Raw genomic sequence first — 25123 nt, forward strand, 5'->3', positions numbered from 1 at the left:
TCAAGCCATTTTGGCAAAAATAATGCCATTTTTATTGCGACGCAAAGGTGTCCGCAATTTCATGGTGTGGAAGCTGTGCCAAATCCTTGTAACTTGACAGGTTTTTGATCAATTCAAACGCCACATCAATGTCGGTTTCATCGGCCAGTTGGCGTGCCGGACATACATTGCGCAGATTGCGGCGGGTCAATTCATCCTGGTAGTCAAGCGCGCGCCATTTGGTCATCACACTAACCATGTCTTCGCGGTGTGCCAGTGCTGATTTGACCTGTTCAAACGGATCAATATCATCCGATGTTGTGCAAATCGACGGGAACAGGCCAATTCTGTCAAATGTGTAACCTGACGGGGCGGTCATCCGTGACCAGGTAAAGGTCAGCGTGCCCTTGTTTGACAGGTCATTGATCGCCTGTACCGATCCTTTGCCAAAACTGGTCGAACCGATCAGAACCGCACGATTGCGATCCTGAAGGGCCGCTGCCACCAATTCAGCCGATGATGCGGTTCTGCCATCAATCAGGACGGCAAGCGGCGCACCGCGTGTCAGGTCCTCTGCATCGGCGTTAAAGACATGGCGTGCTGCCATAACGCGTGATCGTGTATTGGCAATCGGGCCGCCTGCAATAAACAGATCGGCAACCTCGACACCTTGCTGCAAAAGCCCGCCGCGATTGCCCCGCAAATCAAGGATTACACCGCGCAGGCCACCGGGATGCAGATCGGCCTTCAGGATTTCATCGCCAAGCGACTGTGCGGTGGCACTGTTAAAGCTGGCGATCCGGGCAATCAGGACGTTGTTACGAAACTGGGCAAAAACGGTTCGGTTGATCACACGTTCACGCATGATTTCAATTGGTGTGATGGCCTTGCTGTTGGCGGCATTGATTTCAATCGCAACCCGCGTACCTTCTTCGCCATGCAAAAGATCGGCGGCGTATCCTGCGGGCTTGTTATACAGGTTGATGCCATTGACCGATATCAGCTGGTCGCCAATATTAAGGCCCGCTTTGGCCGCCGGGCTGCTTTCATGGACTTTTTTGACGACTGGATAGCCATCCCCGCCAATCAGGCGAACCCCGACCCCGATATAGCCATCGCGCCGTGTGCGGGCTGTTTCGGCCTGATTGGGCCCCTCGTAGCGACTGTAACGGTCAAGGTTCCGGATCGAACCACTGACAAGCGCCGATTGCACTGTAAGAGCATTGGCCTGGCGCAATTCGGATGAATAGGCCCGATAAATGCCAACCCCTTTCAGGGTAAGTTCCGTCCACAGAAAGGTATCCTGTTCCTCGCTATTGGCCGCGGGCAGGGCAAGGCTTTTGATTGTCTTGCCGTTATAGCCAAGAACAAGTTCGTCCGGCGTCATTCCGATGCGAATTTCGGGATCAATTGTTGTTAATCCGTCAAGCGCATTAACAACAATCTGTTCGCGGCCAATCGGATCAATATAACGCGTCGCGACCAGCTCAATGGCCTGCGACATCACATCGCGAATTTGCGGATCATCTTCTGATGTAATCAGATTGTCGCGCGGTTGTGTGGCGCAACCGGCCAGCAAAAGACAGATACACGCTGTCCCGGCAATGCGTCGCATGGGGTGCCAGACAAAAAGGCGATTGGTGATGTCGATGTCTTTTGTGGTTGGGGCCAAAATTTGTTCAATCCAGAAGGAACAGGATCAATTCCACGATCATTGTAATGCGAATGATATGCACGCGACAATGACAATCGCCATCACTATCCCTTGATCTTCATCGCCCATTGGGTGCCCAGTACAGCGCCCTTGATAAACGGCAGGAAGCTTAGACATAAAAGAACTGTCACCGGCAACCAGACCGCCAATTGCAGGGTCATAGACGGGTGCATGGTCTGTTCCATGGTAAGCGCCCCGCCAACAACAATGTGACCGACGATGAAGATCGTAAAATAGGGCGGGGCATCGTCACAGCGATATTCCCCGATGGGATGGTTGCAACAATCGCATTCATGGCGCAGTGTCAGATATCCGCCAAAGGCAAAGCCATGGCCGCAATTGGGGCATTTACGACGGAACCCGCGACTAAGGCCGGTCAAAAGGCGTGATCCGCTGCTTTGTTCGCTGTATTCTGGTTGCATGGTGGCATTCATTCCTGTTTCTTGATCCAGCCCCTTGATCGGGACTCTAAAAAGGGGCATTGAAACGGTCTGCTATCATCATGAAGTTAATGTGATCGGGCAAGTGCTTTTCCCGCATAGCTAGGAAACCCGCCAAAGGGTGGTTTTTCTGCTAGCTTGCCGGCCCTTTGATGCAGATGTCTTCAACCCGGTACAGGAGCGCCCAAATGGGGAATGCAGACGATGTCATTGAACGACTGAAACAGGATTTTATTGAAGACACGCTTGAACGTACCGATCGGATTGAAACCACGATTGATCGGGTCGCTGGCGGCATGGACAAGGCCGAAGTCGGCATTGCCGAATTGCGCCGCGAAGCACATACAGTCAAGGGTCTGGCCGGGTCGTTCGGTTTTCCGTTGGTCGGTGCAATTGCGCACCGCATGGAAGATTACATTGTCGATTTGACCGAGATTGATGACCTTGAAGCCGCATCACTTGTCGATTTCACCACCTGGATTCGCGAAATCATCGAAAGCGGCACCAACCCCGCCGTTGACGAGGAAACCCGCATTCTGCGTTCGCTTCCAACCCGCAGTGCGAAAAAAGGCGATGATAAATCCGGTTCTGATGCGCGCATCATACATGACAAAGAAGTTCTGATTGTAACAGCAACCACGGTTCAGGCGCATTTCCTGCAACGTGAGTTGCGTGAAAAAGGGTTCCGCACCATCACCGCACGAAGTGCTGTCGAGGCCTTTGAAACCGTCGTGCAATCACACCCTGATGCGATCATCACTGCCGCCGTTCTTGATGGGCTAAGCGGTATTGAACTGATCCGTGCCCTGGCGGCGATGAAAACCCTGAAAGATAAGGCACTTGGCCTTTTGACCAGTTTTGATGCGTCCCATCCCGATCTGGAAGGGCTGCCATCAAACGTTGCGATCATTTCCAATCGCGGCAAACAAACAGCCGAACATCTGGCAAAATTCATCGAAACGCTGGGCTGACGTTTCGGGCCACTGATTTTCCGGTGATTTTCCGGTGTTTCGTATAAAATCAAAAAGGGCGGCCATTCTATTTGGCCGCCCTTTTTGGTTAATCTTCGCGTTTGGTGGTTTTGCGGGCCACCCGGCTTGACGCCACCAGCTTGCGCTGTTTTTTCGGCGTGGTTTTCTTTTTGCCGGTTGCTGCGCCGACGGCGGGCTTGCCATCCCGTGGACCACCACCCGATGCACTGCTGCTATCCTTTGGATTGGCACGGAAACCCGGCTTGCTGCCGTGGCGATGGCTGCGGTCCCCCGGGCTTCGGCCACGGAGCCTGTTCTGGCCCCGACGAGCGCGTGGCTGTTCGATCAAATCACGCTCGGTAACATCGGCATGCCCGGCCAGACGTAGCGCCAGCGATCCGGTCGTTGCATCGGCTTCGGCAATACGCACGACAACATCATCCCCAAGACGGAATGTCTTGCCACGATTTTGCCCGACCAGCGAATGACCAATCGCATCATGAACATAATAATCATCAGGCAGGGTAGATATCGGGATCAACCCGTCCGCCCCGGTTTCCTGCAATGATACGAACAAGCCAAAATGCGTTACACCGGAAATACGTCCGGGGAATTCCGCCCCGACCTTGTCGGCCATATAGGCCGCGACATAACGGTCAACCGCATCACGTTCTGCCATGGCCGCACGTCGTTCGGTACCGGAAATATCCTCGCCGATTTGTTCGAACCGTTCGCCTTCTTCGGGCGGTAGCCCGCCTTCACCCAGTTTCAATCCTGCGATCAGGGCGCGATGGACCAAAAGATCGGCATAGCGGCGGATCGGGGATGTGAAATGGGCGTATTTGTTCAGTGCCAGGCCAAAGTGCCCGATATTATCGGGGCTATACATTGCCTGTGACTGACTGCGCAGTACAACCGTGTTGATCAGCTCGGATTCCGGGGTGTCCTTGGCCTTTGCAAGGATTTGGTTGAAATCACGCGGGCGCAAGACGGCTGCCTTGTTTAAGGTATAACCTGCGCCTTCAAGGAATTCGCGAAGGGCTTCAAGCTTTTCCTCGCTTGGTGCATCGTGGATACGATACATGCAGGGCTGCTTGATCCGTTCAAGTTCTTCGGCGGCGCAAACATTGGCCGCGACCATGAATTCCTCGATCAGTTTGTGGCTGTCAAAGCGCGCACGCGGTGCGATGGCGATGATCTGCCCCTGATCGTTGAGCTCGATCTTGCGTTCAGGAATATCAAGTTCCAAAACACCCCGGCCTCTGCGGGCTTCAAGGAAGGCTTCATAGGCGCCGTAAAGTGGCTTGACGATGGTTTCAACCAACGGAGCTGTTGTCTCGTCGGGAAAGCCATCCATGGCGCGCTGTACCTGATCATAGGTCAGCCGTGCCGCCGAGCGCATCATGCCGCGACAGAATTTATGTCTGATCTTGGTGCCATGCTTGTTCAGCCACATTTCAACGGCCATACAGCCGCGATCTTCATGTGGGACCAGCGAACACCAGCCGTTTGACAATTCAAACGGCAACATCGGCACAACCCGGTCCGGAAAATAGCAACTGTTGCCGCGTTTAACGGCTTCACGGTCCAGCGCATCATTGGGGCGTACATACCAAGACACATCGGCAATCGCGACCATGATGTGCCAACCGCCCTTGTTTTCCGGATCGCTATCTGCTTCGGCCCAGACGGCATCGTCAAAGTCACGTGCGTCCGCACCGTCAATAGTGACCAGCGGAATGTCGCGCAAATCAGTGCGTTTGGCCATCGGTGTGGCCTTGGAATCGCGCGCCTGTAATTCGACTTCTGGCGGGAATTCAAACGGAATGCCCCGCGCATGGATCGATACCAGACTGATCGATTTCGGTTCGTTGATATTGCCAAGAACCTCGGTAATGCGACCTTTGCGCAGGCCAAAATGCTTGCCCGGCAGGATTTCTGTCAAAACCAGTGAACCGGTTTCAAGACCGGGATGGTCGTCCAACGGCACGGCGACCTCGCCGCTATCCTTGCGGTCTGTGGGTACAACGCGGCCTTCGCGCTCGTTGGGGCGGAAAATGCCCAACACGCGCTGTGGGCCGCTTCCCAGAACCCGCATGATGCTGGCTTCATAGGTTTGCTTGCCGGTATAGCGCAGCTTGGCCAGAATCTTGTCGCCAACACCCGGTGCGCTTGGTCCTCCACGGCGGATCATTTTCACATAGATAACAGGCGGTTCGTAATCTTCTTTCCAGACATTGGGCCGGGCGAGAACTTCGCCTTCATCGTCTGTGCCGATAATTTCAAGCACCTCGACGGGCGGCAGGCGTCCGGGTTTGTCAAATTTCTTGCGGCCTCTGACGACATCGCCGCCAATGTTCATTTCCTTGAGTATTTTTTTAAGCGCGATCTTGCCGCCGCCCTTGATGTTGAATGCGCGGGCTATTTCGCGCTTTCCAACCGGGGTGGGGCTCATATCGATAAACTCAAGGATTTGTTCCTTGGTCGGGAAATGCTTTTTATCTTCTGTATCGTTCGCCAACTTTGCGGCGTCCTTTCAAATATTTCGTCAAGAAAGGCAAGGCGGCGATTAGGTCGCCACCTCTTTCTTGGTTGTTTTCTTGGCGGCGGTTTTTTTCGCTGCCGTCTTTTTGGCAGCGGGTTTCTTGGCCGCTGCCTTTTTTGCCGGTGCCTTTTTCGCGGGCGCTTTGGTGGTCTTGGCTGCCTTGGCCGGTTTACCCGACTTGGCTTCCTTTTCCTTCAGCGCCTTGATCGCCATTTCCAGCGTCACCTCTTCTTTGGTGACATCGCGCAGATTGGCGTTGGTTTTTTTGTGTCGGACAAACGGTCCCCAGCGACCATCGGCCAAAAGGATCGGTTCGCCGTCATCGGGATGTTTGCCGATTTCCTTGCCCGCTTTTTCGCGTTTGTCAGCAATCAGGGAAATGGCGCGGTTTTCGCCCACGGTCAAAACATCATCTTCGGCTTTTAGCGAGGCAAACGTATTGCCCGCCTGAACATAGGGGCCAAAACGCCCGACATTGGCTTTGATTTCTTCGCCAGTATCGGGGAAGACCCCGACCAGACGCGGCAATGTCAGCAATTCCTCGGCCTTGGTCAGGTCAACCACCGATGGCTCAAGCCCTTTGGGAAGGGATGTGCGCTTTGGTTTGACCTTTTTGGGTTTGCCGTTTTTACCTTCGACTTCTTCCTCTTCCCCCAGCTGGACATAAACCCCGTATGGGCCTTTGCGCAGGGTGATTTCCTTGCCGGTTTCCTTATCAACGCCAAGAACCTTGGGGCCGGTATCCAGTTCGGAATCGCCACCATTTTCATTGGCAACCAATGGCCGGGTAAAGTTACAGTCCGGATAGTTCGAACATCCCAGGAACGCGCCAAATTTGCCCAGCTTAAGGCTAAGTGTACCTTCGGCGCATTTCGGGCATTTATGCGGATCGGTTCCGTCCTCGCGGGTCGGGAACAGATAGTTTTCCAGCATCACCTGAAGCGCATCTAGCACCTCGGTGATTTTAAGTTCCTTGGCTTCGTCGACGTTGCCTTTGAACGACGACCAGAACTGTTTCAACACGTCACGCCATGCCATGGAACCGTTCGACACGTCATCAAGCTGGTTTTCCAACTCGGCGGTAAAGTTGTACTGCACATAACGTTCAAAGAATTTCGACAGAAACGCCGTGACCAGTCGGCCGCGGTCCTGGGCAATAAAGCGGCGCTTGTCCAGCGTGACATAGTCGCGATCCTGCAACACCGAAATGATCGACGCATAGGTCGACGGACGGCCGATGCCCAGTTCTTCCATTTTCTTGACCAGGCTCGCCTCGGTATAGCGGGGCGGGGGCTGGGTGAAATGCTGATCAATGCTAACCGCACCAAGATCGGGCTTCTGGCCTTCCTTAAGCGGGGGCAGGCGGCGATCGTTTTCATCGTCGGCGGCGTCATCCTTGCCTTCCTGATAAAGTTTCAGGAAACCATCGAATTTAACCACTGATCCATTGGCGCGCAAAACAACGTGATTGTCATTCGATGACAGATCAACCGCGACCTGATCGAAACGCGCATCTTCCATTTGGCAGGCAACGGTACGTTTCCAGATCAGCGTGTAAAGTTTCAGCTGATCCTTATCAAGATGGCGTTCAACCTGATCTGGGCGACGGAAAAGATCCGTCGGACGGACGGCTTCGTGCGCTTCCTGTGCATTTTTTGCCTTGTTGGCAAAGCTGCGCGCATTGGCGGGCAGGTAATCGTCACCATAATCCTTGGCAATCAGGCGCCGTGCAGCAGCCAGTGCTTCGCTTGAAAGGATGACGGCATCGGTACGCATATAGGTGATCAAACCAACGGTTTCGCCGCCGATATCAACCCCTTCATACAGGCGTTGCGCCAATTGCATGGTGCGTTTGGTGCCAAAGCCAAGCTTGCGCGATGCTTCCTGTTGCAGGGTTGATGTGGTGAAAGGCGGCTGCGGACGACGTTTGACGTCCTTGCGCTCGACCTTTGAAACGGTATAGCTGCGCGCTTCAACCTTATCTTTGGCAATGGTTGCTGCTGCTTCACTGCCCAGTGCCAGCTTATCAAGCTTCTCACCGTTCAGATGGGTCAGGCGGGCGGTAAAATTGCCCTCGGGGATTTTGAAACCGGCTTCAAGTGACCAATATTCATCCGCACGGAAAGCTTCGATTTCAATTTCGCGCTCGCAAATCAGGCGCAGCGCCACCGATTGTACGCGGCCTGCTGACCGCGAACCGGGCAATTTGCGCCACAGAACCGGCGAAAGATTAAAGCCGACCAGATAATCAAGGGCACGGCGCGCCAGATAGGCATCGACCAGTTCCTGATTTAACGCGCGCGGATTGGCAATGGCGTCGGTAACGGCTTTTTTGGTGATCTCGTGGAACACAACACGATGAACATCACGCCCACGCAACAGCTTCTTCTGTTCAAGAACTTCCAGAATATGCCACGAAATCGCTTCTCCTTCACGATCCGGGTCAGTCGCGAGATAGATGGTGTCGGCGTCGCGTGCGGCCGATGCGATCTCGCGGATCTGTTTTTCGGAACGGCCATCGGTTTCCCAGATCATCGCAAATTCGTTGTCGGGATCAACCGATCCATCCTTGGATGGAAGATCGCGGATGTGACCGAACGAGGCCAACACCTTGTAATCGTCACCTAGATATTTGTTGATCGTCTTCGCTTTGGCCGGGGATTCGACGATGACAAGATTCATTACGTTTTTCGTGTCCGGTTCTTGCGCCCTGGGGCGATAATTATGTTGTGCTGCGAATAATCCGAATATCCGACACTTATATATAGTGCGATCATATTTCAGATCAGATTGCGCAAATTGCGGCAAATCACAACAATATTGTCGCAGCAAAGATGCACGCGACACTCATTCGGCGATACGCGATACCCTATTTCCGGGGTGACGTTCAACCCTTCCTGCAAGCTCAAGTTCAATCAGCATGGTCGAAATCACATCTGCGGGCAGTTTGGACGCCCGGATTAACTGATCAATCATAAGGGGGCTGACCGACAATAATTCAAGGATGCGGTCTGTTTCGTCGTCAATGGCAACATGCCCGGTGTCTGACCCGGTTTGTTCTTGGTTATCAATGGTTTCAGGGGCATTTTCGGGGCGGTTAATTTGTGCGTCGCGGTCAATCGATTTGGCGATGTCGCTGAAATCATCCGCCGCCCTGTTTGCGGTTGCGGTTCGGCTGTTCACGTCAAAATGATGAATTCCTTCGCCAAGATGATTGTTTCGTTGCGAAACCTGCAAGGCGTCCAAAATAACGTCAACGGAGTCGCACAGGATCGCCCCGTCACGGATCAGGCTGTTGGGGCCGGCCGCACGCGGGTCGGTCGGGCTGCCCGGAACGGCAAAAACATCGCGTCCTTGTTCCCCGGCAAACCGTGCGGTAATCAGCGACCCGGAATTGCGCCCGGCCTCGACCACCACCACCCCATGCGACAGCCCGGAAATGATCCGGTTCCGGCGTGGAAAATGACGTGCTTGTGGGGTTAATCCCGGCGGCATTTCCGAAATCACACATCCGTTTTTGCACAGATTTCGATATAGTTTATCGTGTTCACGCGGATAAATCACATCCACACCACCACCCAAAACCGCAATGGTGCCGCCGTTACCCGTGGCCGTTACACTCAGGCAGGCATCATGAACCGCACCATCAATCCCGCGTGCCATGCCCGATGCCACGCTGTATCCGGCCTCGCACAGCGCCATGGACAGACGTCGCGCAAAACTGCAACCATTGGCCGATGCATTGCGGGCCCCGACAATACCGATGGTCGGTTGGTTCAAAAGTTCAATCCGGCCAAGCGCATAAAAATAGGCCGGTGCATCCTCAATCGCGGCCAGCATGGCCGGATATTCCGGATCGCCCCAAATAATCGGTTTGGCACCGCAAGCGCGCCCGCGGTCAATTTCGGCAATGGTGTCATCACGCGATGCCAGCGCAATCCGCCGCTTTCCCCCCGTTCGGGCAATAATGTCGGGCAGGGCATCAATCGCATTGCGCGCGGTCCCGAACCGATCCATCAGCTTGCGAAAGGTCACCGGGCCAACATTGACACTGCGCGCCAGCCGCATGCGTGCCAGACGTTCAGATTGTGCTAATCGGGATGGTTGTTGCTTGTCTTGAATCATAACGCCCGGATTGTGATCATCCGGGCGTTGTTTCGTCAAGCACTTCGAGTCGAAGCTTATGCGTCGTTGGCTGCCACTTCGTCTTTTTTCTTTTGACCGATCTTTGGTTCTTCGCCTTTGATCAGGCGGCGGATATTCGCGTGATGGGCGGCCCAGACGATGACGGCCAGGAAAATAGCCAGCCATCCTGCGCCGGGATCATTGGTAATCACAAAGGCCGCAATCGGGGCGGCGATCATTGCAATCAGGGCCGACAGCGACGAAATGCGGAAAATCAGCGCCATGACAAGCCATGTTGCGGCCGCAACCAGCCCCATGATCCAGTTTACCGCAATCAGGGTGCCAAGCGTCGTGGCAACGCCCTTACCGCCCTTAAATCGCAGCCAAACTGGCAACATGTGGCCGACAACCGCGGCACCACCGGCAAAAATACCGGCTTCGGCACTGACGTAATGGGTAAACAGCAATACCGCCGCCGCCCCCTTGCCAACATCACCGATCAGGGTCAGGAGTGCTAAAAATTTATTTCCGGTGCGCAACACATTGGTCGCACCGATATTGCCCGATCCGATCTTGCGAATATCGCCAAGGCCGGCAATGCGCGTCAGCACAAGACCAAACGGGATCGAACCCAGCAGATAACCGCATAGCGTTGCAATCTGAAGCGACATCAAGGTCGCCTTATAGGTGGCATCAAGTTCCATGTTTATGCGCCTTCTGCGACAGATGGATCGGCAAAGACTTCGCGGCCATCAATGATGGTGCGAAGCACGCGGCCTTGGGTCAGGCGACCGTCAAAGGGCGAGTTTTTTGATTTCGACCAGAACTGATAGGGATCAATCTTCCACGGATGATCGGGATCAAACAACACAAGATCGGCAGCGGTTCCGATATCAAGTGTACCAGCGCCCTTGATCCGTACCAGACCGGCCGGTGCGATGGTCAGTTTGGTAATGACCTCAAGCATCGACATATGCCCGTTGTGATAAAGTTCCAGCGCAATCGGCAGAAGCGTTTCAAAGCCAACGCCCCCGGCGGCGGCCTGTGCAAAGGGCAGGCGCTTGGAATCAACGTCTTGCGGGTTATGATCCGATGCAATGGCATCAATCGTACCATCGGCCAAACCGGCAACAATCGCCTGCCGATCATCTTCGGATCGAAGCGGTGGCGATAATTTGGCAAATGTCCGGTAATCCGAAACCGCATTTTCATTCAGCGCAAAATAGAACGGTGCGGTATCGCAGGTAACCTTAAGGCCGCGTTTCTTGGCCTTGCGGATAACCTCAACCGATAAGCCGGTCGAAATATGAGCAAAATGAAGCCGCCCGCCGGTCATTTCGACCAAGCGCAAATCGCGTTCGATCTGCATCACCTCGGCCAGCGGCGAAACACCTGAAAGGCCAAGGCGGGTGGCAAGCTCGCCGCTGTTCATGGCCGCACCTTTGGAAAGTTCCGGTTCCTCGGGGTGCTGAACAATCATGCCGTCAAAAAATGTCGAATAGGATAGCGCCTGTCGCAGCAAACGCGCACTGGCGATGGTTTTGATGCCATCACAAAATGCCACCGCACCGGCCTGATGCAAAAGGCCCATTTCGGTGATCTCGCCACCTTCAAGGCCTTTGGTGACCGCGCCATAGGTAAAGACCTTGGCCAGCCCGACCTTGCGGGCGCGCCGCGCGATAAATTCGACACCGGCAACATCATCAACCACCGGCTCGGTATTGGGCAGGGCAATAATCGTGGTAATTCCACCCGCCGCCGCCGATTGGCCCGCGGTTTCGATGGTTTCCTGATGTTCAAAGCCCGGGTCGCGCAATTGCGCGCGCATATCAACAAGCCCCGGTGCAAGACAGGCCCCCTTGGCATCAATGATGTCACAGCCCTTGGGCAGGTTTGTGGCTGTCACATCCGCACCACAGGCGATAATCTTGCCGTCTTCAATCAGGATGCCGCCTGTTTTGTCGGTCTTGGCCACCGGGTCCAGCAGGCGGGCATTGATGATTGCCTTGCGGCCTGTGCCCTTTACACGAATGGCTGGGGTCATGCCTGACCTCCCGATTGGCGGTGGTTCTGAACAAGCAGTTCAAGTGTTGCCATGCGAACGGCAACCCCCATTTCAACCTGTTCGCGGATCACCGAACGTTCAACATCGTCGGCAACTTCACTGTCGATTTCGACGCCGCGGTTCATCGGGCCGGGATGCATGATCAGCGCGTCGGGTTTGGCATTGGCAAGTTTGGCCCGATCCAGACCATGGAAATGGAAATATTCACGCACGGACGGGATAAAGCTGCCTTCCATGCGTTCAAGTTGAAGCCGCAACATCATGACGATATCGCAATCTTTCAGGCCTTCTTCCATGTCATGGAAAATCTCGACTCCCATCCGTTCGATTTTGGATGGGATAAGGGTCGGTGGTGCGACAAGGCGTACACGCGATCCCATGGTATTGAGCAACAATATGTTGGATCGTGCGACGCGTGAATGCGCCACATCGCCACAAATCGCCACGTTAAGCCGATGCAGGCGTCCTTTGTGACGACGAATGGTCAGCGCATCCAGCAATGCCTGTGTCGGATGTTCATGGCGTCCATCCCCGGCATTGAGGACCGCACAATTGACCTTTTCCGAAAGCAGCTTGACCGCACCGCTATCACCATGGCGCACAACAAGTGCGTCCGGGTTCATCGCGTTAAGGGTCATCGCCGTATCAATCAGGGTTTCACCCTTTTTGACCGAACTGGTCCCGACCGTCATATTGATGACCATCGCGCCTAGTCGCTTGGCCGCCAGTTCAAATGACGTCAGCGTTCGGGTGGAGTTTTCGTAAAACAGATTAACGACCGTCGCCCCGGCAAGAATGTTGCTGGTTTTATCCGCCGTGCGGTTTTTTTCCGCATAATGCTGTGCGCGATCAAGAATAAGGGTGATTTCCCCCGGGGTAAGACCTTCAATACCGAGGAGGTGAGGGTGCGGATAATGATCCGCCGCTGGTCCCATGACACTCATGGCGTTGCACATATTCCTTAAATGGTATGGGCAGAATTTCGCGCGGAGCATACCCAATTGCCCCTGTCACGGAAAGTTAAAAAATTGCCTGAATGTCCTGACCAAATGGTCAATATTCGTGTCGGTTTACATCACACCACATGCAACAAAACCGCAAGGATGGGGATGGTGGCAATCCCGACCAATGTATGAACCGTGATGATACTGGCCATCATCGGGGCGTCCCCACCCATCAGCCGCGCCAAAACATAGGCACTGGCCGAACATGGTAATCCGGCATAAAGCACGATGGCGGCCATTTCGATTGGCGGCAGGCCAAGTAAAATACAAAAAACTGCCGCAATCGCCGGACTAAGAACAAGCTTGCCCAATGTCGAAAACCCAACCGGCCCCCCGGCACGGCGTGCTGCCATAAGGTCAATACCGGCCCCAACCGCCAAAAGACCAACCGGCAAGGCCGACCGGCCCAGAATTTCAAGAAACGGCCCGATAATGGGTGGTAAGCCCAACCCGGTCATATTCACGATCAGGCCCAGAACACAGGCCATCAACAACGGATTGCGCGCCACATCCCCCAATAAGGACTTGATCCCCGGCTGGCGATCATTCACCCCCCAGTGGGCACAGGCCAGAACCGATAAAACATTGACCGTCGGCACCACAAGGGCGACGCAAAGCGCGGTAACTGTCAGTCCGGCTTCACCCAAAAGGGCGGCGGCAACCGCAAGCCCGATATAGGTGTTGGGGCGGATCGCACCTTGAAACAATGATGAAAATGCCGCGTCGCTGACCTTTAAAGCCGGTTTGGCAATCAGGATCAAAACCGTACAGACAAAAATGGTGCCCAGCATCGCGGTTGCGATTCCCGCCAATGGCAAACTGCCAAGATCGGCCCGTGCGGTATTGGAAAACAGCAAGGCCGGAAAAGTTACGAAATACGTCAGTTTTTCGGCGCCCGGCCAGAATGTATCGGGCAAGAATTGACGTTGCCGCAGCACAAAGCCCAGAACAATCAGGGCAAAGGTCGGGATCAGAGCAGAAAGGATCGCAATCATCGTAAGCATCCGGTGCTGGCGCTAATTATGCGCATTTGGGCAATAAATCGGTTATCGGGCGACTTGCTGTGATGGTTGACATTGTAAATGCCATGTTTGGCAGGGTATCGACAACACTGCCTATTCCATTACATTGCTATCCTGTGATAATGAGCGCGGGTCAGATAATGTGTGCAGCGCACTGATTTATCAATTGAAAGAAATTCCTGCGCCCATGTAATGCCAATGTTGCGGTGAACGGGAATACTTGTCAGGGGAATGTCAATGAGCCGATCAATCGATCATCTGGTCTTATGCGTCAATGATCTCGACGTGGCCTGTGATGCCTGGCGCCAACTTGGTTTTACCGTGACACCGCGTGCTAATCATCCGTTTGGGACCGGTAATGCCCTGGTCCAGTTTGACGGGATGTATATCGAATTGCTTGGCGTGGTCGAACCCGACAAAATCGCCGAGGCCGAATTGGCGGCACCATTTTCCTTTCCAATTTATAACCGTGATTACCTGCGTCAGCGCGAAGGCATGTCGATGCTGGCCGTGCAATCAAAAGACGCCGAAAAAGATCGCGAGGATTTCCTTGCCGCCGGGGCGGCCGTGCCACGTGTCTTCAAATTTGAACGCGAAGCAACCCGTCCGGATGGCTCGTTGACCGATCTTGGTTTTTCACTGGCGTTTGCCAATCATCCGTTGTTGCGCCACGCGGTGACTTTTGTCTGTCAGCATCATCATCCGCCGCAGAATTTCTATTACCCGGAATATCAAATTCATGCCAATGGGGCACGTGCCATTGGCAAGGTTTTCCTTATGCATTGGGCCGCCGATGCGGTACGTGAATTCTTCGAAGGGATCGGCACCGATACCATCGTTGAAACCTGGCATGGTGATGAAATGGTCTCGCGCTATGGCATTGACGATGACCTGTTTCCAACCGATGGCTTTGCCGGGTTCGAGATTGTTGTCGATAAACTTGATGGCATTGCTCCGGCCGCCATATCAATGGGGGCGGTTCAGAAAAAGGGCCGGTTGATCCTGCCGCCATCGGCATTCTTTGGCACCATGGTGGTGATTAGCGCCAAACAAAAACAAAAGGCCGCCTGAATTAACAGGCAGCCTTTTGGCAAATCTTTAATGCCAGGTGGTGCTGACAAGGCCGGAAATCAGGCGTCTTCGTCGCCAATTTCGTCCTCGTCATCTTCATCGTCGGGGTTTGCACCCGGATCGGTATGAAGATTAAGGTTATCAAGCGCGCCTTGCAGGATATAGGCCGCCGCCGTTTTATCGACGACTTCTGCGCGGCGTTTGCGCGTCATGTCGACATCTTCGATCAGGATGCGTTCAACCGCACTGGTCGATAAACGTTCATCCCAAAGCAGAACTGGCAGATCGATATATTTCTGCATCTCGTCCACAAAGGCATAAACCCGGTGGCATGACTTGCCGATTGTCCCGTCAAGTTCACGCGGGAAGCCGATGATGATCCCACCGACATTCTGCTTGGTGACGATTGACGAAAGTTCGGCAATGTCACGCGTGAATTTCTTGCGTGAAATCAGCGTATAAGGGGACGCGATCTGTAGCCCAACATCTGAAAGGGCCACGCCAATGGTCTTGGTGCCGAAATCCAGCCCCAAAACGCGTGCTGCCGGTGTCAAGCACCGCAGCAATTCCTGAGTATTATTGCAAATCATGGCGCCCTTATAGGTCGAAGTGATGTCCTGTGCCAGAGCAAATATTTCAGATCGACGAGAAGGCCAAATGTACGTTTTTTCTATTTTTATAATTATACGAGATTGCGGCCCTAACTCTACCTTGGGACGATCTGGTATGGATTATAACGCCATAAAAGGCGTATTTAAAGTCAATTAAGTTTGAGTATATTGTTGAGTAACAGGAGAAATGATGAAGAAAAATGTGTTTCAGGTTTGAGCTTCAGAAATATTATTTTGTAATTTTTGTAAACATATTTTCTGTAAAAATTTTAATTACATATATTTTTCTATTTAAGTGTTTTTGGTGATGATTTTTTTTAAATAAAATTTGTTTCATTTGATTTTTTAATGATTCAAAAAGTTAAATTTATTTATTAATTATCCGAGTAACTTTCAGTTGATTTTAGATGTATATCAATGATGTTCAATTATGCTTATGGATATGTGAGTATACAACTTGATTGGTTCGTCGGTCTTTTGGGCGGCATCCGAAATCATTGGTGGTTATTTCATTCTTTAGCAGGAGGATAGAATGTCGTCTGAGCTTGATAAGCAGCCAGAGCGTGAAGACACTCATGAACATGATTTGTTGTCTCGTTTTCCGACGGCTTACACAATTCTGTTTGCCCTGATTGCCATTGTCGCGGCACTTACCTGGGTCATTCCGGCCGGGCAGTATGACCGGGAAATGAATGATGCGATTGGTCGCGAAGTCGCCGTTCCCGGCTCATATCACGAGGTCGATCCGAATCCGCAGGGGTTTGTTGATGTCATGTTGGCACCCGGTGCCGGTTTTTATGACCCCGACAGTTATGCCGCAAACGCGATTGATGTCGCGCTGTTTGTTCTCTTTCTTGGTGGCTTTCTGGGCGTGGTAAACGCGACCGGTGCAATCGATACCGGTATTCGATCTGCGATGAAAAAGCTAAAAGGTCACGAAATATGGATGATTCCGATTTTGATGACCTTGTTTGCCATCGGGGGAACCACCTATGGCATGGCAGAAGAAACGCTGGCTTTTTATGGTCTGCTTATTCCGGTCATGATCGCGGCGGGCTACGATACGGTGACAGCGGTCGCGATTATCATGCTGGGTGCGGGCATCGGCGTTCTGGGGTCGACAATAAACCCGTTTGCCACCGTGATTGCGGCGAATGCAGCCAATATTCCATTTACCTCCGGCATTGTGTTGCGTTTTGTTATCCTGATTCTGGGCTTGGTCATCTGCATTGCCTATGTGATGCGTTATGCCGGTCGGGTGAAAAAAGATCCGTCGCGTTCGATTGTCGCCAAACAACTGGCGTCACACCGGTCATTCTTCCTTAAGGGGCACAATGCGCAAACCGATAGCGCCACCCTTACCAGCAAGCAAAGCCTGATTTTGATCCTGTTCGGGGTGACTTTTGTTGTGATGATCTGGGGGGTATCATCCCAGGATTGGTGGATGGCCCGGATGGGGGCCTTGTTCCTTGGTTCTGCAATCGTGATCGGGCTTTTTGCGCGGATGGGCGAAAAAGAGCTGACGGGGCATTTTGTTGATGGCGCACGGGATCTTTTGGGCGTCGCCCTGATTGTTGGTCTGGCGCGCGGGATTGTGGTGATCATGCAGAATGGCCTGATCGCAGACACATTGCTCCATGGTGCCGTCGGCAGCCTAAGCGGACTTGGCAATCTGGCCTTTATCAACCTGATGTTCTGGATCGAGGCGGGAATGAGTTTCCTTGTGCCGTCGTCATCGGGCTTGGCCGTTCTGTCGATGCCCATTCTGGCGCCTTTGTCTGATTTTTCCGGCGTCGACAGGCATTTGATTGTCACCGCCTATCAGTCGGCAAGCGGGCTGGTCAATCTGATTAATCCGACATTTGCCGTCGTTGTTGGCGGGCTTGCCATTGGGCGGGTGTCCTATGACCGCTGGCTGGCATTTGTCTGGCCGCTTCTTTTGATGCTGACAGTCATGATTACTGTCGTTTTGTGCATCGGAACCTATCTTTAGATTTATCGAAAGGACATAGTCATGTCTGAACAAATGTTAGGCGTTCATTCTGAAACAGGAACCTTGCGTCAGGTTGTTGTTTGTCGCCCCGGATTGGCCCATCGTCGTTTGACACCGGGCAATTGTCAGGAATTGTTGTTTGATGATGTTTTCTGGGTCAAACAGGCCCAGAAGGATCATGATGTCTTTGCCAATATCATGCGCAACGAAGGCGTCGAAGTCCTTGATGTCAACGATCTGTTGTCTGAAACGCTTGCCAACAAAGAATCCCGTTCATGGGTTCTTGATCATCGTATAACCGCCGATCAGATCGGTGTCGGGGCGCTATCAGAATTGCGCAGCTGGATGGAAGAAATTCCGGCCGCCAGCCTTTCAGAATACCTTTTGGGCGGGCTGACCGTTGACGAGTTGCCATTTGAGCCGACCGGCTTGTTTGGCAGCTATCTGGGGCATCATGGTTTCATTCTGCCGCCATTGCCCAATGCGCTTTTTACCCGCGATAACAGTGCCTGGATTTATGGCGGGGTTACCGTTAATCCAATGTTTTGGGCGGCTCGGCGGCCGGAAACATTGCTGAATACGGCAATATACAAGTTTCATCCGAAATTTTCGGGCAAGACAAAAATCCACTGGGGTGATCCGACCCGCGATCATGGTCTGGCGACCTTGGAAGGTGGCGATATCATGCCGGTCGGCAATGGTACGGTGCTTGTCGGTATGGGGGAACGGTCTTCGCCACAGGCAGTGGGGCAACTTGCCCAGGCTTTGTTCCGCGATAACGTGGTTGAACGTGTTCTTGCCTTCCAAATTCCAAAATCGCGCGCGGCCATGCATCTGGACACAATTTTCACCCTGTGCGGTGATGATGTTGTGACGACGTTCAAGGAAGTCGCGGACGATCTGGTTTGTTACGATATTCGTCCCGGTGCGGAAACGGGCAAGTTGAATTTCCGCATTGATCCGCGCCCCATCTTTGACATCGTTGCCGAGGTTCTGGGGTATAAATCCCTGCAGGTTGTCCCCACGGGTGGCAATAACGAAGCCGAACAATCACGCGAACAATGGAACGACGGGAACAATGTTCTGGCACTGCGTCCGGGCGTTGTTATCGGCTATGACCGCAACGACGATACCAATGCCGCCCTCGAAGCCGCAGGGGTCAAGGTGCTTGCCATACCCGGTGCTGAATTGGGCCGTGGTCGCGGCGGCGGGCATTGCATGAGCTGTCCGACCATGCGTGATCCGGTCTAAGTCGCAAAGAACAAGGAATAAGAAAATGGCATTTAATCTTAAAAACCGCAGCTTCCTGACCCTGAGTGATTTTTCAGGCGAAGAAATCAAGTTCCTGCTGAAACTGGCAAAGGATTTGAAATCGGCGAAATATGCCGGTTACGAAGTCCCGACGTTGACCGGCAAGGACATTGCGTTGATTTTTGAAAAGGATTCCACCCGGACACGGGTGGGGTTCGAAGTTGCCGCCTATGATCAAGGGGCGCGTGTAACCTATCTTGGGCCAACCGGAAGCCATATCGGCCACAAGGAAAGCGTAAAAGATACGGCACGTGTTCTGGGCCGTATCTATGACGGGATTGAATATCGCGGGTTTGGTCAGAAAGTGGTCGAAACGCTTGCGAAATATGCCGGTGTTCCGGTTTTCAACGGGTTAACCGATGAATTCCATCCGACGCAAATTCTGGCAGATTTCCTGACCATGCAGGAACATGTCGAAAAGCCGCTGCACAAAACCCGATATGCCTTTTTGGGGGATGCCGGTAACAATATGGGCAACAGCCTGTTGATTGGTGGTGCCAAGATGGGCATGGATGTCCGTCTCTGTGCGCCTAAAACATGCTGGCCTGTCGAAGCCATACAGCAAGAGGCACAGTCGATTGCGCGCGAAACCGGTGCCAAGCTGACCATCACCGAAAATGTTGACGCGGCGGTTAAGGACGTTGATTTTGTTTACACTGACGTCTGGGTGTCGATGGGGGAACCCAAGGAAAAATGGGCCGAACGGATCAAGATCCTGCGGCCTTATCAGGTGAACAAAGACGTTCTTGATAAAACCGGCAACCCGCATGTGCGCTTCATGCATTGTCTTCCGGCATTCCATGATACCGACACCAGTGTCGGGGCGGAAATCAAGGCGGAATTTGGCCTTGATGCGATGGAAGTCACCAACGAGGTGTTCGAAAGCCCGGCATCGGTCGTTTTTGATCAGGCTGAAAACCGGATGCATACGATCAAGGCCGTTCTGGTCGCAACGCTGGGAGGATGACATGCTTGTCGTAGCAGCCCTTGGCGGGAACGCTCTGCTTAAACGCGGCGAACCTATGACGGCAAAAACGCAGCGCGCCAATGTGCGGCGCGCTGCCATCGTGCTGGCCCGAATTGTGCGCGATGGGCATCACCTTGTTCTGACCCATGGCAATGGGCCGCAGGTCGGGTTGTTGGCGTTACAAGGTGCGGCATATCGCGCGGATGAAGAATATCCGCTTGATGTATTGGGGGCAGAAACCGAAGGCATGATCGGATATATGATCGAGCAGGAATTGGAAAATGCTCTGGATCATGAAAGGCCGGTGGCCGCGTTGCTAACCCAGGTCGTTGTTGACAGAAAAGACCCGGCCTTTGCCCATCCGACCAAATTCATCGGTCCCGTCTATGACAAGGAACAAGCCGAAGACAAAGCCAAAAAAGGCCATTGGTCTATTGCGCAGGATGGCAACAAGTGGCGTCGTGTCGTTCCATCCCCAAAACCAATTGAAATACCCGATGTTCCGGTTATTCAATTACTGCTGGAGCATGGTGTTATCGTTATTTGCACGGGCGGTGGCGGTATTCCGGTGGTCTATCAAAAAGACGGCAGTCTGACCGGTATCGAAGCCGTGATTGACAAGGATGCGGCCAGTGCCCTTTTGGCCAAGGAAATCGGTGCTGATGCCTTGCTGTTGCTGACCGATGTCGATGGGGTTTACCGTGATTTCGGGACGCCAGATGCCCATCGGATTGAGACGCTTTCACCCGATGAGGCACGGGCACTTTCCTTGCCCGATGGGTCTATGGCGCCCAAGGTGACGGCGGCGGCCAATTTTGTCACGGCGGGCAAGATGGCCGGGATCGGACGTCTTGAGGATGCGGCTGAAATTTTGGCCGGGCAGGCCGGAACCCGGATTTCGGTGTGAGCATCGTATCTTGGCAAAAGCCTGTATTGGTTCCGGTTCGGGGGTAAAATCCATCTGGTTTGAACAAGGCCGTTCTGTTTTGTTTAAATAATGTCGGCATTGGTGCGACGCTTTTGTCAGGAAACCGGTTGAATGCCGCCACATAAAGGGCTGCAACGACCCTTGCGGCGGCGGCGGCGGGGTGCTAGTTTCCGCCCTGTAATTTAAGTTCTGGCAGATGATCTGTCTGCCGGGTTTTTTGTCATTCCTTAAGAGAGACTTTCATCCATGTCGTCTTTGGATAAGGAAACAGTTCGCAAGATTGCTCACCTGTCGCGGATAAATGTATCCGAGGAAGGGCTCGTCGAACTGGCGGGAGATTTGACCCGTATCCTCGATTTTGTCGAGGAACTTCAAGAAGTTGATGTCGAGGGCTATGCCCCGCTGACGTCGGTTGCCGATCTGACCCTGCCGCTGCGCAAGGACGAAGTTACCGACGGCAATATCCAGCAAAAGGTCCTGGCCAATGCGCCGATGACCGATAATGGCTGTTTTGTCGTGCCCAAGGTGATTGAATAATGACTGATCTGACAAATCTGACGCTTGCCGATGCCCGCGACGGGCTGGCAAAGGGCGATTATACATCGGTCGAATTGACCGAAGCCCACATCAAATCGATGGAAGCACACCGCAATCTGAACGCTTTCATCACCGAAACCCCGGAAAAGGCCATCGAGATGGCCAAGGCTTCCGATGCCAAGCGCGCCAAAGGCGAAGCTGGCAAAATGGAAGGCCTGCCGATTGCGATCAAGGATCTGTTCTGCACCGAAGGTGTCCAGACGACCGCCGCATCGCACATCCTCGAAGGGTTCAAACCGCAATATGAATCCACCGTGACTGCCAACCTGTTTAATAACGGTGCGGTCATGCTGGGTAAGGCCAATCTTGATGAATTTGCCATGGGGTCGTCCAATACGTCGTCCTATTATGGCAATGTCATCAACCCGTGGAAGGGCAAGGATGGCAAGGATTTGGTCCCGGGTGGTTCATCTGGTGGTTCTGCGGCTGCTGTTGCGGCTCATTTGGCGCTGGCGGCAACCGGTACCGATACCGGTGGTTCGATCCGTCAACCGGCATCCTATTGCGGGATTGTTGGCCTGAAACCGACCTATGGTCGCTGCTCGCGCTGGGGTGTTGTTGCCTTTGCCAGTTCGCTTGATCAGGCCGGTCCGATGACCAAAACCGTTCGCGACGCTGCGATTATGCTGGGCGCGATGGCCGGTCACGATGCCAAGGACAGCACCTCTGCACCAATGGCCGTGCCTGATTTCGAAGCCGCCCTTACCGGCGACATTCGCGGTATGAAAATCGGTATTCCAAAAGAATACCGGGTGGATGGCATGCCCGAAGAAATCAACAAGCTGTGGGATAACGGTATTGCGATGTTGCGCGATGCGGGTGCCGAAGTGGTCGATGTGACCCTGCCGCACACCAAATACGCGCTTGGCACTTATTATATCGTTGCCCCGGCCGAAGCATCTTCGAACCTTGCGCGCTATGACGGCCTGCGGTATGGCCAGCGTGTGATGGACGAAGGCGACAGCTTGGACGACATGTATATGAAGTCCCGTGCGGCTGGTTTTGGCAAGGAAGTTCAGCGCCGCATTATGATCGGCACCTATGTGCTGTCGGCTGGCTATTATGATGCCTATTACAACAAGGCGCTTAAAGTCCGTCGTCGCATCTATGAAGATTTCGCAACGGCCTTTGGCACTGTTGATACCATTTTGGCACCGACCGCACCATCGGCGGCCTTTGCAATTGGCGATAACGAAGACGATCCGGTCAAAATGTATCTGAACGATGTCTTTACCGTTCCGGCAAGTCTTGCGGGTCTTCCGGGCCTGTCTGTGCCGACCGGTCTGTCGGCGGATGGTTTGCCGTTGGGCTTGCAGTTGATTGGCAAGCCGTTTGACGAAGAAACCGTTCTGCGTGTCGGGGGCGTGCTTGAAAGTGCGGCCAACTTTACCGCAACACCGTTCGGGCAGGAGGGCTGATCCATGACCTATATCATCGAAGGTTCAACCGGCCCTTGGGAAATCGTTGTTGGTTTGGAAGTTCACTGTCAGGTGGTTTCCAAGTCCAAGCTGTTTTCGGGCGCTTCGACCACATTTGGCAATGAGCCCAACACCAATGTCAGTCTTGTTGATGCCGCCATGCCGGGCATGTTGCCGGTGATCAACGAGGAATGCGTGCGTCAGGCCGTCAAGACCGGTCTTGGCCTTAAAGCCAAGATCAATTTTGAAAGCGTCTTTGCGCGCAAAAACTATTTCTATGCCGATCTGCCGCAGGGCTATCAGATTTCGCAGTTCGACAAACCGATTGTCGGTGCGGGGACCATCATCCTTGATATGCCCGATGGCTCGACCAAATCGGTTGGTATTGAACGCCTGCATCTTGAACAGGATGCCGGTAAATCAATGCATGATCAGGACCCGAAATATTCGCATATCGATTTGAACCGTTCGGGCGTTGCCCTGATGGAAATCGTATCTGATCCTGATATTCGCACCCCTGAAGAAGCCGGTGCCTATCTGACCAAGTTGCGCGCGATTGTGCGTTATCTTGGAACGTGCGATGGCAATATGAACGAAGGCTCGATGCGGTGTGATGCCAATGTTTCAGTCCGTCGTGCCGGTGATCCGTTTGGCACGCGTTGCGAGATCAAAAACGTCAACTCCATCCGGTATGTGATGCAGGCGATCGAGATCGAAGCCAAACGTCAGGTCGAAGTCATCGAAGGTGGCGGCGAAATCGTTCAGGAAACCCGTCTTTATGATCCGCGTCTGGGGGAAACCCGGTCGATGCGGTCCAAGGAAATGGCGCATGATTATCGCTATTTCCCGGATCCGGATTTGCTGCCGCTGGTTTTTGATCAGGCTTTCGTGTCTGAAATTGAAAAGACCCTGCCGGAACTCCCGGACGAGAAAAAAGCCCGCTTCATGCGTGAAAACGGCCTGTCGGCTTATGATGCCGGTGTTCTTGTCGCCGATCAGGAAAAAGCCGCCTATTACGAAGTTGTTGCCAAGGGTCGTGATGGCAAATTGGCCGCGAACTGGGTCATCACCAATCTGTTCGGGGCGCTGAACAAGGCCGGTGTTGACGTGGCGGAAAGCCCGGTAACGGCCGAAAACCTCGGCAAGTTGCTGGACCTGATTTCAAACGACACCATTTCGGGCCGTATCGCCAAGGACGTCTTTGAAATCATGATCGAAACTGGGGATAACCCGGATAAGATCGTCGAAGAAAAAGGTCTGAAGCAGATCACCGATACCGGTGCGATTGAAACCGCCATTGACGAAGTCATTGCGGCCAACCCGGACAAAGTTCAGGAAATCCGCGATGGCAAGGATCGTATGCTGGGCTGGTTCGTGGGCCAGGTCATGAAATCCACGGGTGGTAAAGCCAACCCGGGCATGGTCAACAAAATGCTTCGCGACAAAATCCTCGGCTGATTTTAATCATCAGACAAATAGAAAAAGCCGCCCGTTTCGTTTTGAGACGGGCGGCTTTTGTCGTTTTTGGTAAAAGATGTTGTTGATGGATTTGGTGATGTGAAGCCGGGCCATCATTGATCCGTCTCTGATTGATCGCGTGTTCGACGATCTCATCGGTAAAGTGCCGGAGGGGATGAGCCATATTTTTAGGCGGACAATGCTTGTTTGGCTAAAGGGCAGGTCCAGTTTACGAGGTGACTCACAGATTGGCTGCCTGCATCAGTATTTGCAAATTTCCTAAATTCGGTTCGACGTCGTGTTGTCGTTCGGCCGCAAGCATTGTGTAACCAAGGGCAACGATGCGTGCTGTCTGGGCTATATTCCATGTCGGGTTGTGTTGCTTGCGATACGCTTCAATTTCCTCAATGATCATACGCAGTAATTCGGGATCAATCGCTTGCATTTGATCTTGCTCTTCAGCTCCTAGCATTGAGCCTTCTCCCGTCAGCAGCCAAGTGGCATCAATCCCTTTATCAATTAGAATGGTCAAAGATGACGCTTTTGGTTCATTTTTGTCCAGTTCATAACGTTCCCAAGATTTGCGTGTCAGTCCGGCAAGGTTTGCCGCCTCAGAGGCGCTCAGCCCGATATGCTTTCTTGCCTGTCTTATCCTCTCGCTAAGGCTGGTTGTCATCGGTGCTGTTCCTGCGTCGAATTAAAAAAAGAAAAGACAGAAAAATTTAAAAACCTTTGATTGATGTGATGGTTTGGAATGTAATTTAAAAGGTTTATTGGTATAAAAAAGATCCATTTCTAGAGGTGTTAAGGTGTTTTCTCTTGATTAAGGTCTATAAATGACCCATGTTTTTTTGATCGCTGCTGGAATGTACGCAAAGGGACCAGCAGGGCTAAGGTGTCCGGC

At 53.1% G+C, this 25123-nt stretch carries 20 protein-coding genes; 9 read left to right on the forward strand and 11 right to left on the reverse strand.

Annotation, left to right across the window (positions count from 1 at the left end; all coding sequences use genetic code 11):
* Window positions 1-31 precede the first annotated feature (31 nt).
* Together TALK_RS18045 and TALK_RS18050 are read right to left on the reverse strand one after the other, a co-directional pair.
* Entirely contained in the window at window positions 32-1651 is a 1620-nt protein-coding gene (locus TALK_RS18045) for a S41 family peptidase (protein ID WP_245830029.1), read from the reverse strand.
* 86 nt (window positions 1652-1737) lie between these two features.
* A complete protein-coding gene (locus tag TALK_RS18050) occupies window positions 1738-2175 on the reverse strand; it encodes a DUF983 domain-containing protein (protein WP_085620550.1) in 438 nt (145 codons plus the stop codon).
* A gap of 146 nt (window positions 2176-2321) precedes the next feature.
* Between TALK_RS18050 and TALK_RS18055 the strand changes: the two genes are divergently transcribed.
* A complete protein-coding gene (locus TALK_RS18055; RefSeq protein ID WP_085620551.1) occupies window positions 2322-3104 on the forward strand; it encodes an Hpt domain-containing protein in 783 nt (260 codons plus the stop codon).
* A gap of 88 nt (window positions 3105-3192) precedes the next feature.
* Here TALK_RS18055 and rnr read toward each other — a convergent pair whose 3' ends face one another.
* The 7 genes from rnr to TALK_RS18090 all read right to left on the reverse strand — a co-directional run bounded on the left by rnr (window position 3193) and on the right by TALK_RS18090 (window position 13838).
* The gene (gene rnr, locus TALK_RS18060; protein ID WP_085620552.1) at window positions 3193-5625 is read right to left on the reverse strand and encodes a ribonuclease R; all 2433 of its coding nucleotides are present in this window, start codon (window positions 5623-5625) and stop codon (window positions 3193-3195) included.
* A gap of 48 nt (window positions 5626-5673) precedes the next feature.
* Complete coding sequence (gene topA, locus TALK_RS18065) at window positions 5674-8331, reverse strand: type I DNA topoisomerase (protein WP_085620553.1); 2658 nt, start codon at window positions 8329-8331, stop codon at window positions 5674-5676.
* 165 nt (window positions 8332-8496) lie between these two features.
* Window positions 8497-9774, reverse strand: a complete 1278-nt coding sequence (gene dprA / locus TALK_RS18070; RefSeq protein WP_245830030.1) for a DNA-processing protein DprA — start codon at window positions 9772-9774, stop codon at window positions 8497-8499.
* A gap of 56 nt (window positions 9775-9830) precedes the next feature.
* Entirely contained in the window at window positions 9831-10478 is a 648-nt protein-coding gene (gene plsY / locus TALK_RS18075) for a glycerol-3-phosphate 1-O-acyltransferase PlsY (RefSeq protein WP_211274846.1), read from the reverse strand.
* A 2-nt stretch (window positions 10479-10480) separates the two neighbouring features.
* Window positions 10481-11818: a dihydroorotase gene (gene pyrC / locus TALK_RS18080; protein ID WP_139833877.1), complete on the reverse strand. Its 1338-nt coding sequence runs from the start codon at window positions 11816-11818 to the stop codon at window positions 10481-10483.
* Window positions 11815-12774, reverse strand: coding sequence for an aspartate carbamoyltransferase catalytic subunit (locus TALK_RS18085; protein ID WP_211274848.1), 960 nt, complete (start codon window positions 12772-12774; stop codon window positions 11815-11817). Before TALK_RS18085 ends, pyrC begins: the two co-directional genes overlap by 4 nt.
* Window positions 12775-12914: 140 nt before the next feature.
* A complete protein-coding gene (locus tag TALK_RS18090) occupies window positions 12915-13838 on the reverse strand; it encodes an AEC family transporter (RefSeq protein ID WP_085620555.1) in 924 nt (307 codons plus the stop codon).
* Window positions 13839-14102: 264 nt separating this feature from the next.
* Between TALK_RS18090 and TALK_RS18095 the strand changes: the two genes are divergently transcribed.
* Window positions 14103-14936 (forward strand): VOC family protein, encoded by an 834-nt coding sequence (locus TALK_RS18095; protein WP_085620556.1) that lies wholly within the window; start codon window positions 14103-14105, stop codon window positions 14934-14936.
* A gap of 59 nt (window positions 14937-14995) precedes the next feature.
* On the opposite strand, the gene ruvX is transcribed toward TALK_RS18095, so the two are convergent.
* The gene (gene ruvX / locus TALK_RS18100) at window positions 14996-15526 is read right to left on the reverse strand and encodes a Holliday junction resolvase RuvX (protein WP_085620557.1); all 531 of its coding nucleotides are present in this window, start codon (window positions 15524-15526) and stop codon (window positions 14996-14998) included.
* A gap of 553 nt (window positions 15527-16079) precedes the next feature.
* Between ruvX and TALK_RS18105 the strand changes: the two genes are divergently transcribed.
* From TALK_RS18105 to gatB, 7 genes are all read left to right on the forward strand, one after another.
* Window positions 16080-17540 carry a YfcC family protein gene (locus TALK_RS18105; RefSeq protein ID WP_085620558.1) on the forward strand — a complete coding sequence of 487 codons (1461 nt, stop codon included), beginning with the start codon at window positions 16080-16082 and terminating at the stop codon, window positions 17538-17540.
* 21 nt (window positions 17541-17561) lie between these two features.
* The gene (locus TALK_RS18110) at window positions 17562-18791 is read left to right on the forward strand and encodes an arginine deiminase (RefSeq protein WP_085620559.1); all 1230 of its coding nucleotides are present in this window, start codon (window positions 17562-17564) and stop codon (window positions 18789-18791) included.
* 25 nt (window positions 18792-18816) lie between these two features.
* Window positions 18817-19818 carry an ornithine carbamoyltransferase gene (gene argF / locus TALK_RS18115; protein ID WP_085620560.1) on the forward strand — a complete coding sequence of 334 codons (1002 nt, stop codon included), beginning with the start codon at window positions 18817-18819 and terminating at the stop codon, window positions 19816-19818.
* A 1-nt stretch (window position 19819) separates the two neighbouring features.
* Entirely contained in the window at window positions 19820-20725 is a 906-nt protein-coding gene (arcC, locus tag TALK_RS18120) for a carbamate kinase (protein WP_085620561.1), read from the forward strand.
* A 267-nt stretch (window positions 20726-20992) separates the two neighbouring features.
* The gene (gene gatC / locus TALK_RS18125; protein WP_085620562.1) at window positions 20993-21283 is read left to right on the forward strand and encodes an Asp-tRNA(Asn)/Glu-tRNA(Gln) amidotransferase subunit GatC; all 291 of its coding nucleotides are present in this window, start codon (window positions 20993-20995) and stop codon (window positions 21281-21283) included.
* Entirely contained in the window at window positions 21283-22761 is a 1479-nt protein-coding gene (gene gatA / locus TALK_RS18130) for an Asp-tRNA(Asn)/Glu-tRNA(Gln) amidotransferase subunit GatA (protein ID WP_085620563.1), read from the forward strand. The genes gatC and gatA overlap by 1 nt, the downstream gene beginning before the upstream one ends.
* Window positions 22762-22764: 3 nt before the next feature.
* Entirely contained in the window at window positions 22765-24219 is a 1455-nt protein-coding gene (gene gatB / locus TALK_RS18135) for an Asp-tRNA(Asn)/Glu-tRNA(Gln) amidotransferase subunit GatB (protein WP_085620564.1), read from the forward strand.
* A 241-nt stretch (window positions 24220-24460) separates the two neighbouring features.
* Here gatB and TALK_RS18140 read toward each other — a convergent pair whose 3' ends face one another.
* Window positions 24461-24895, reverse strand: coding sequence for a helix-turn-helix domain-containing protein (locus TALK_RS18140; protein ID WP_085620565.1), 435 nt, complete (start codon window positions 24893-24895; stop codon window positions 24461-24463).
* Between the last annotated feature and the right edge of the window lie 228 nt (window positions 24896-25123).

It is taken from the genome of Thalassospira alkalitolerans (assembly GCF_002115745.1).
Classification (GTDB): Bacteria; Pseudomonadota; Alphaproteobacteria; order Rhodospirillales; family Thalassospiraceae; genus Thalassospira; species Thalassospira alkalitolerans.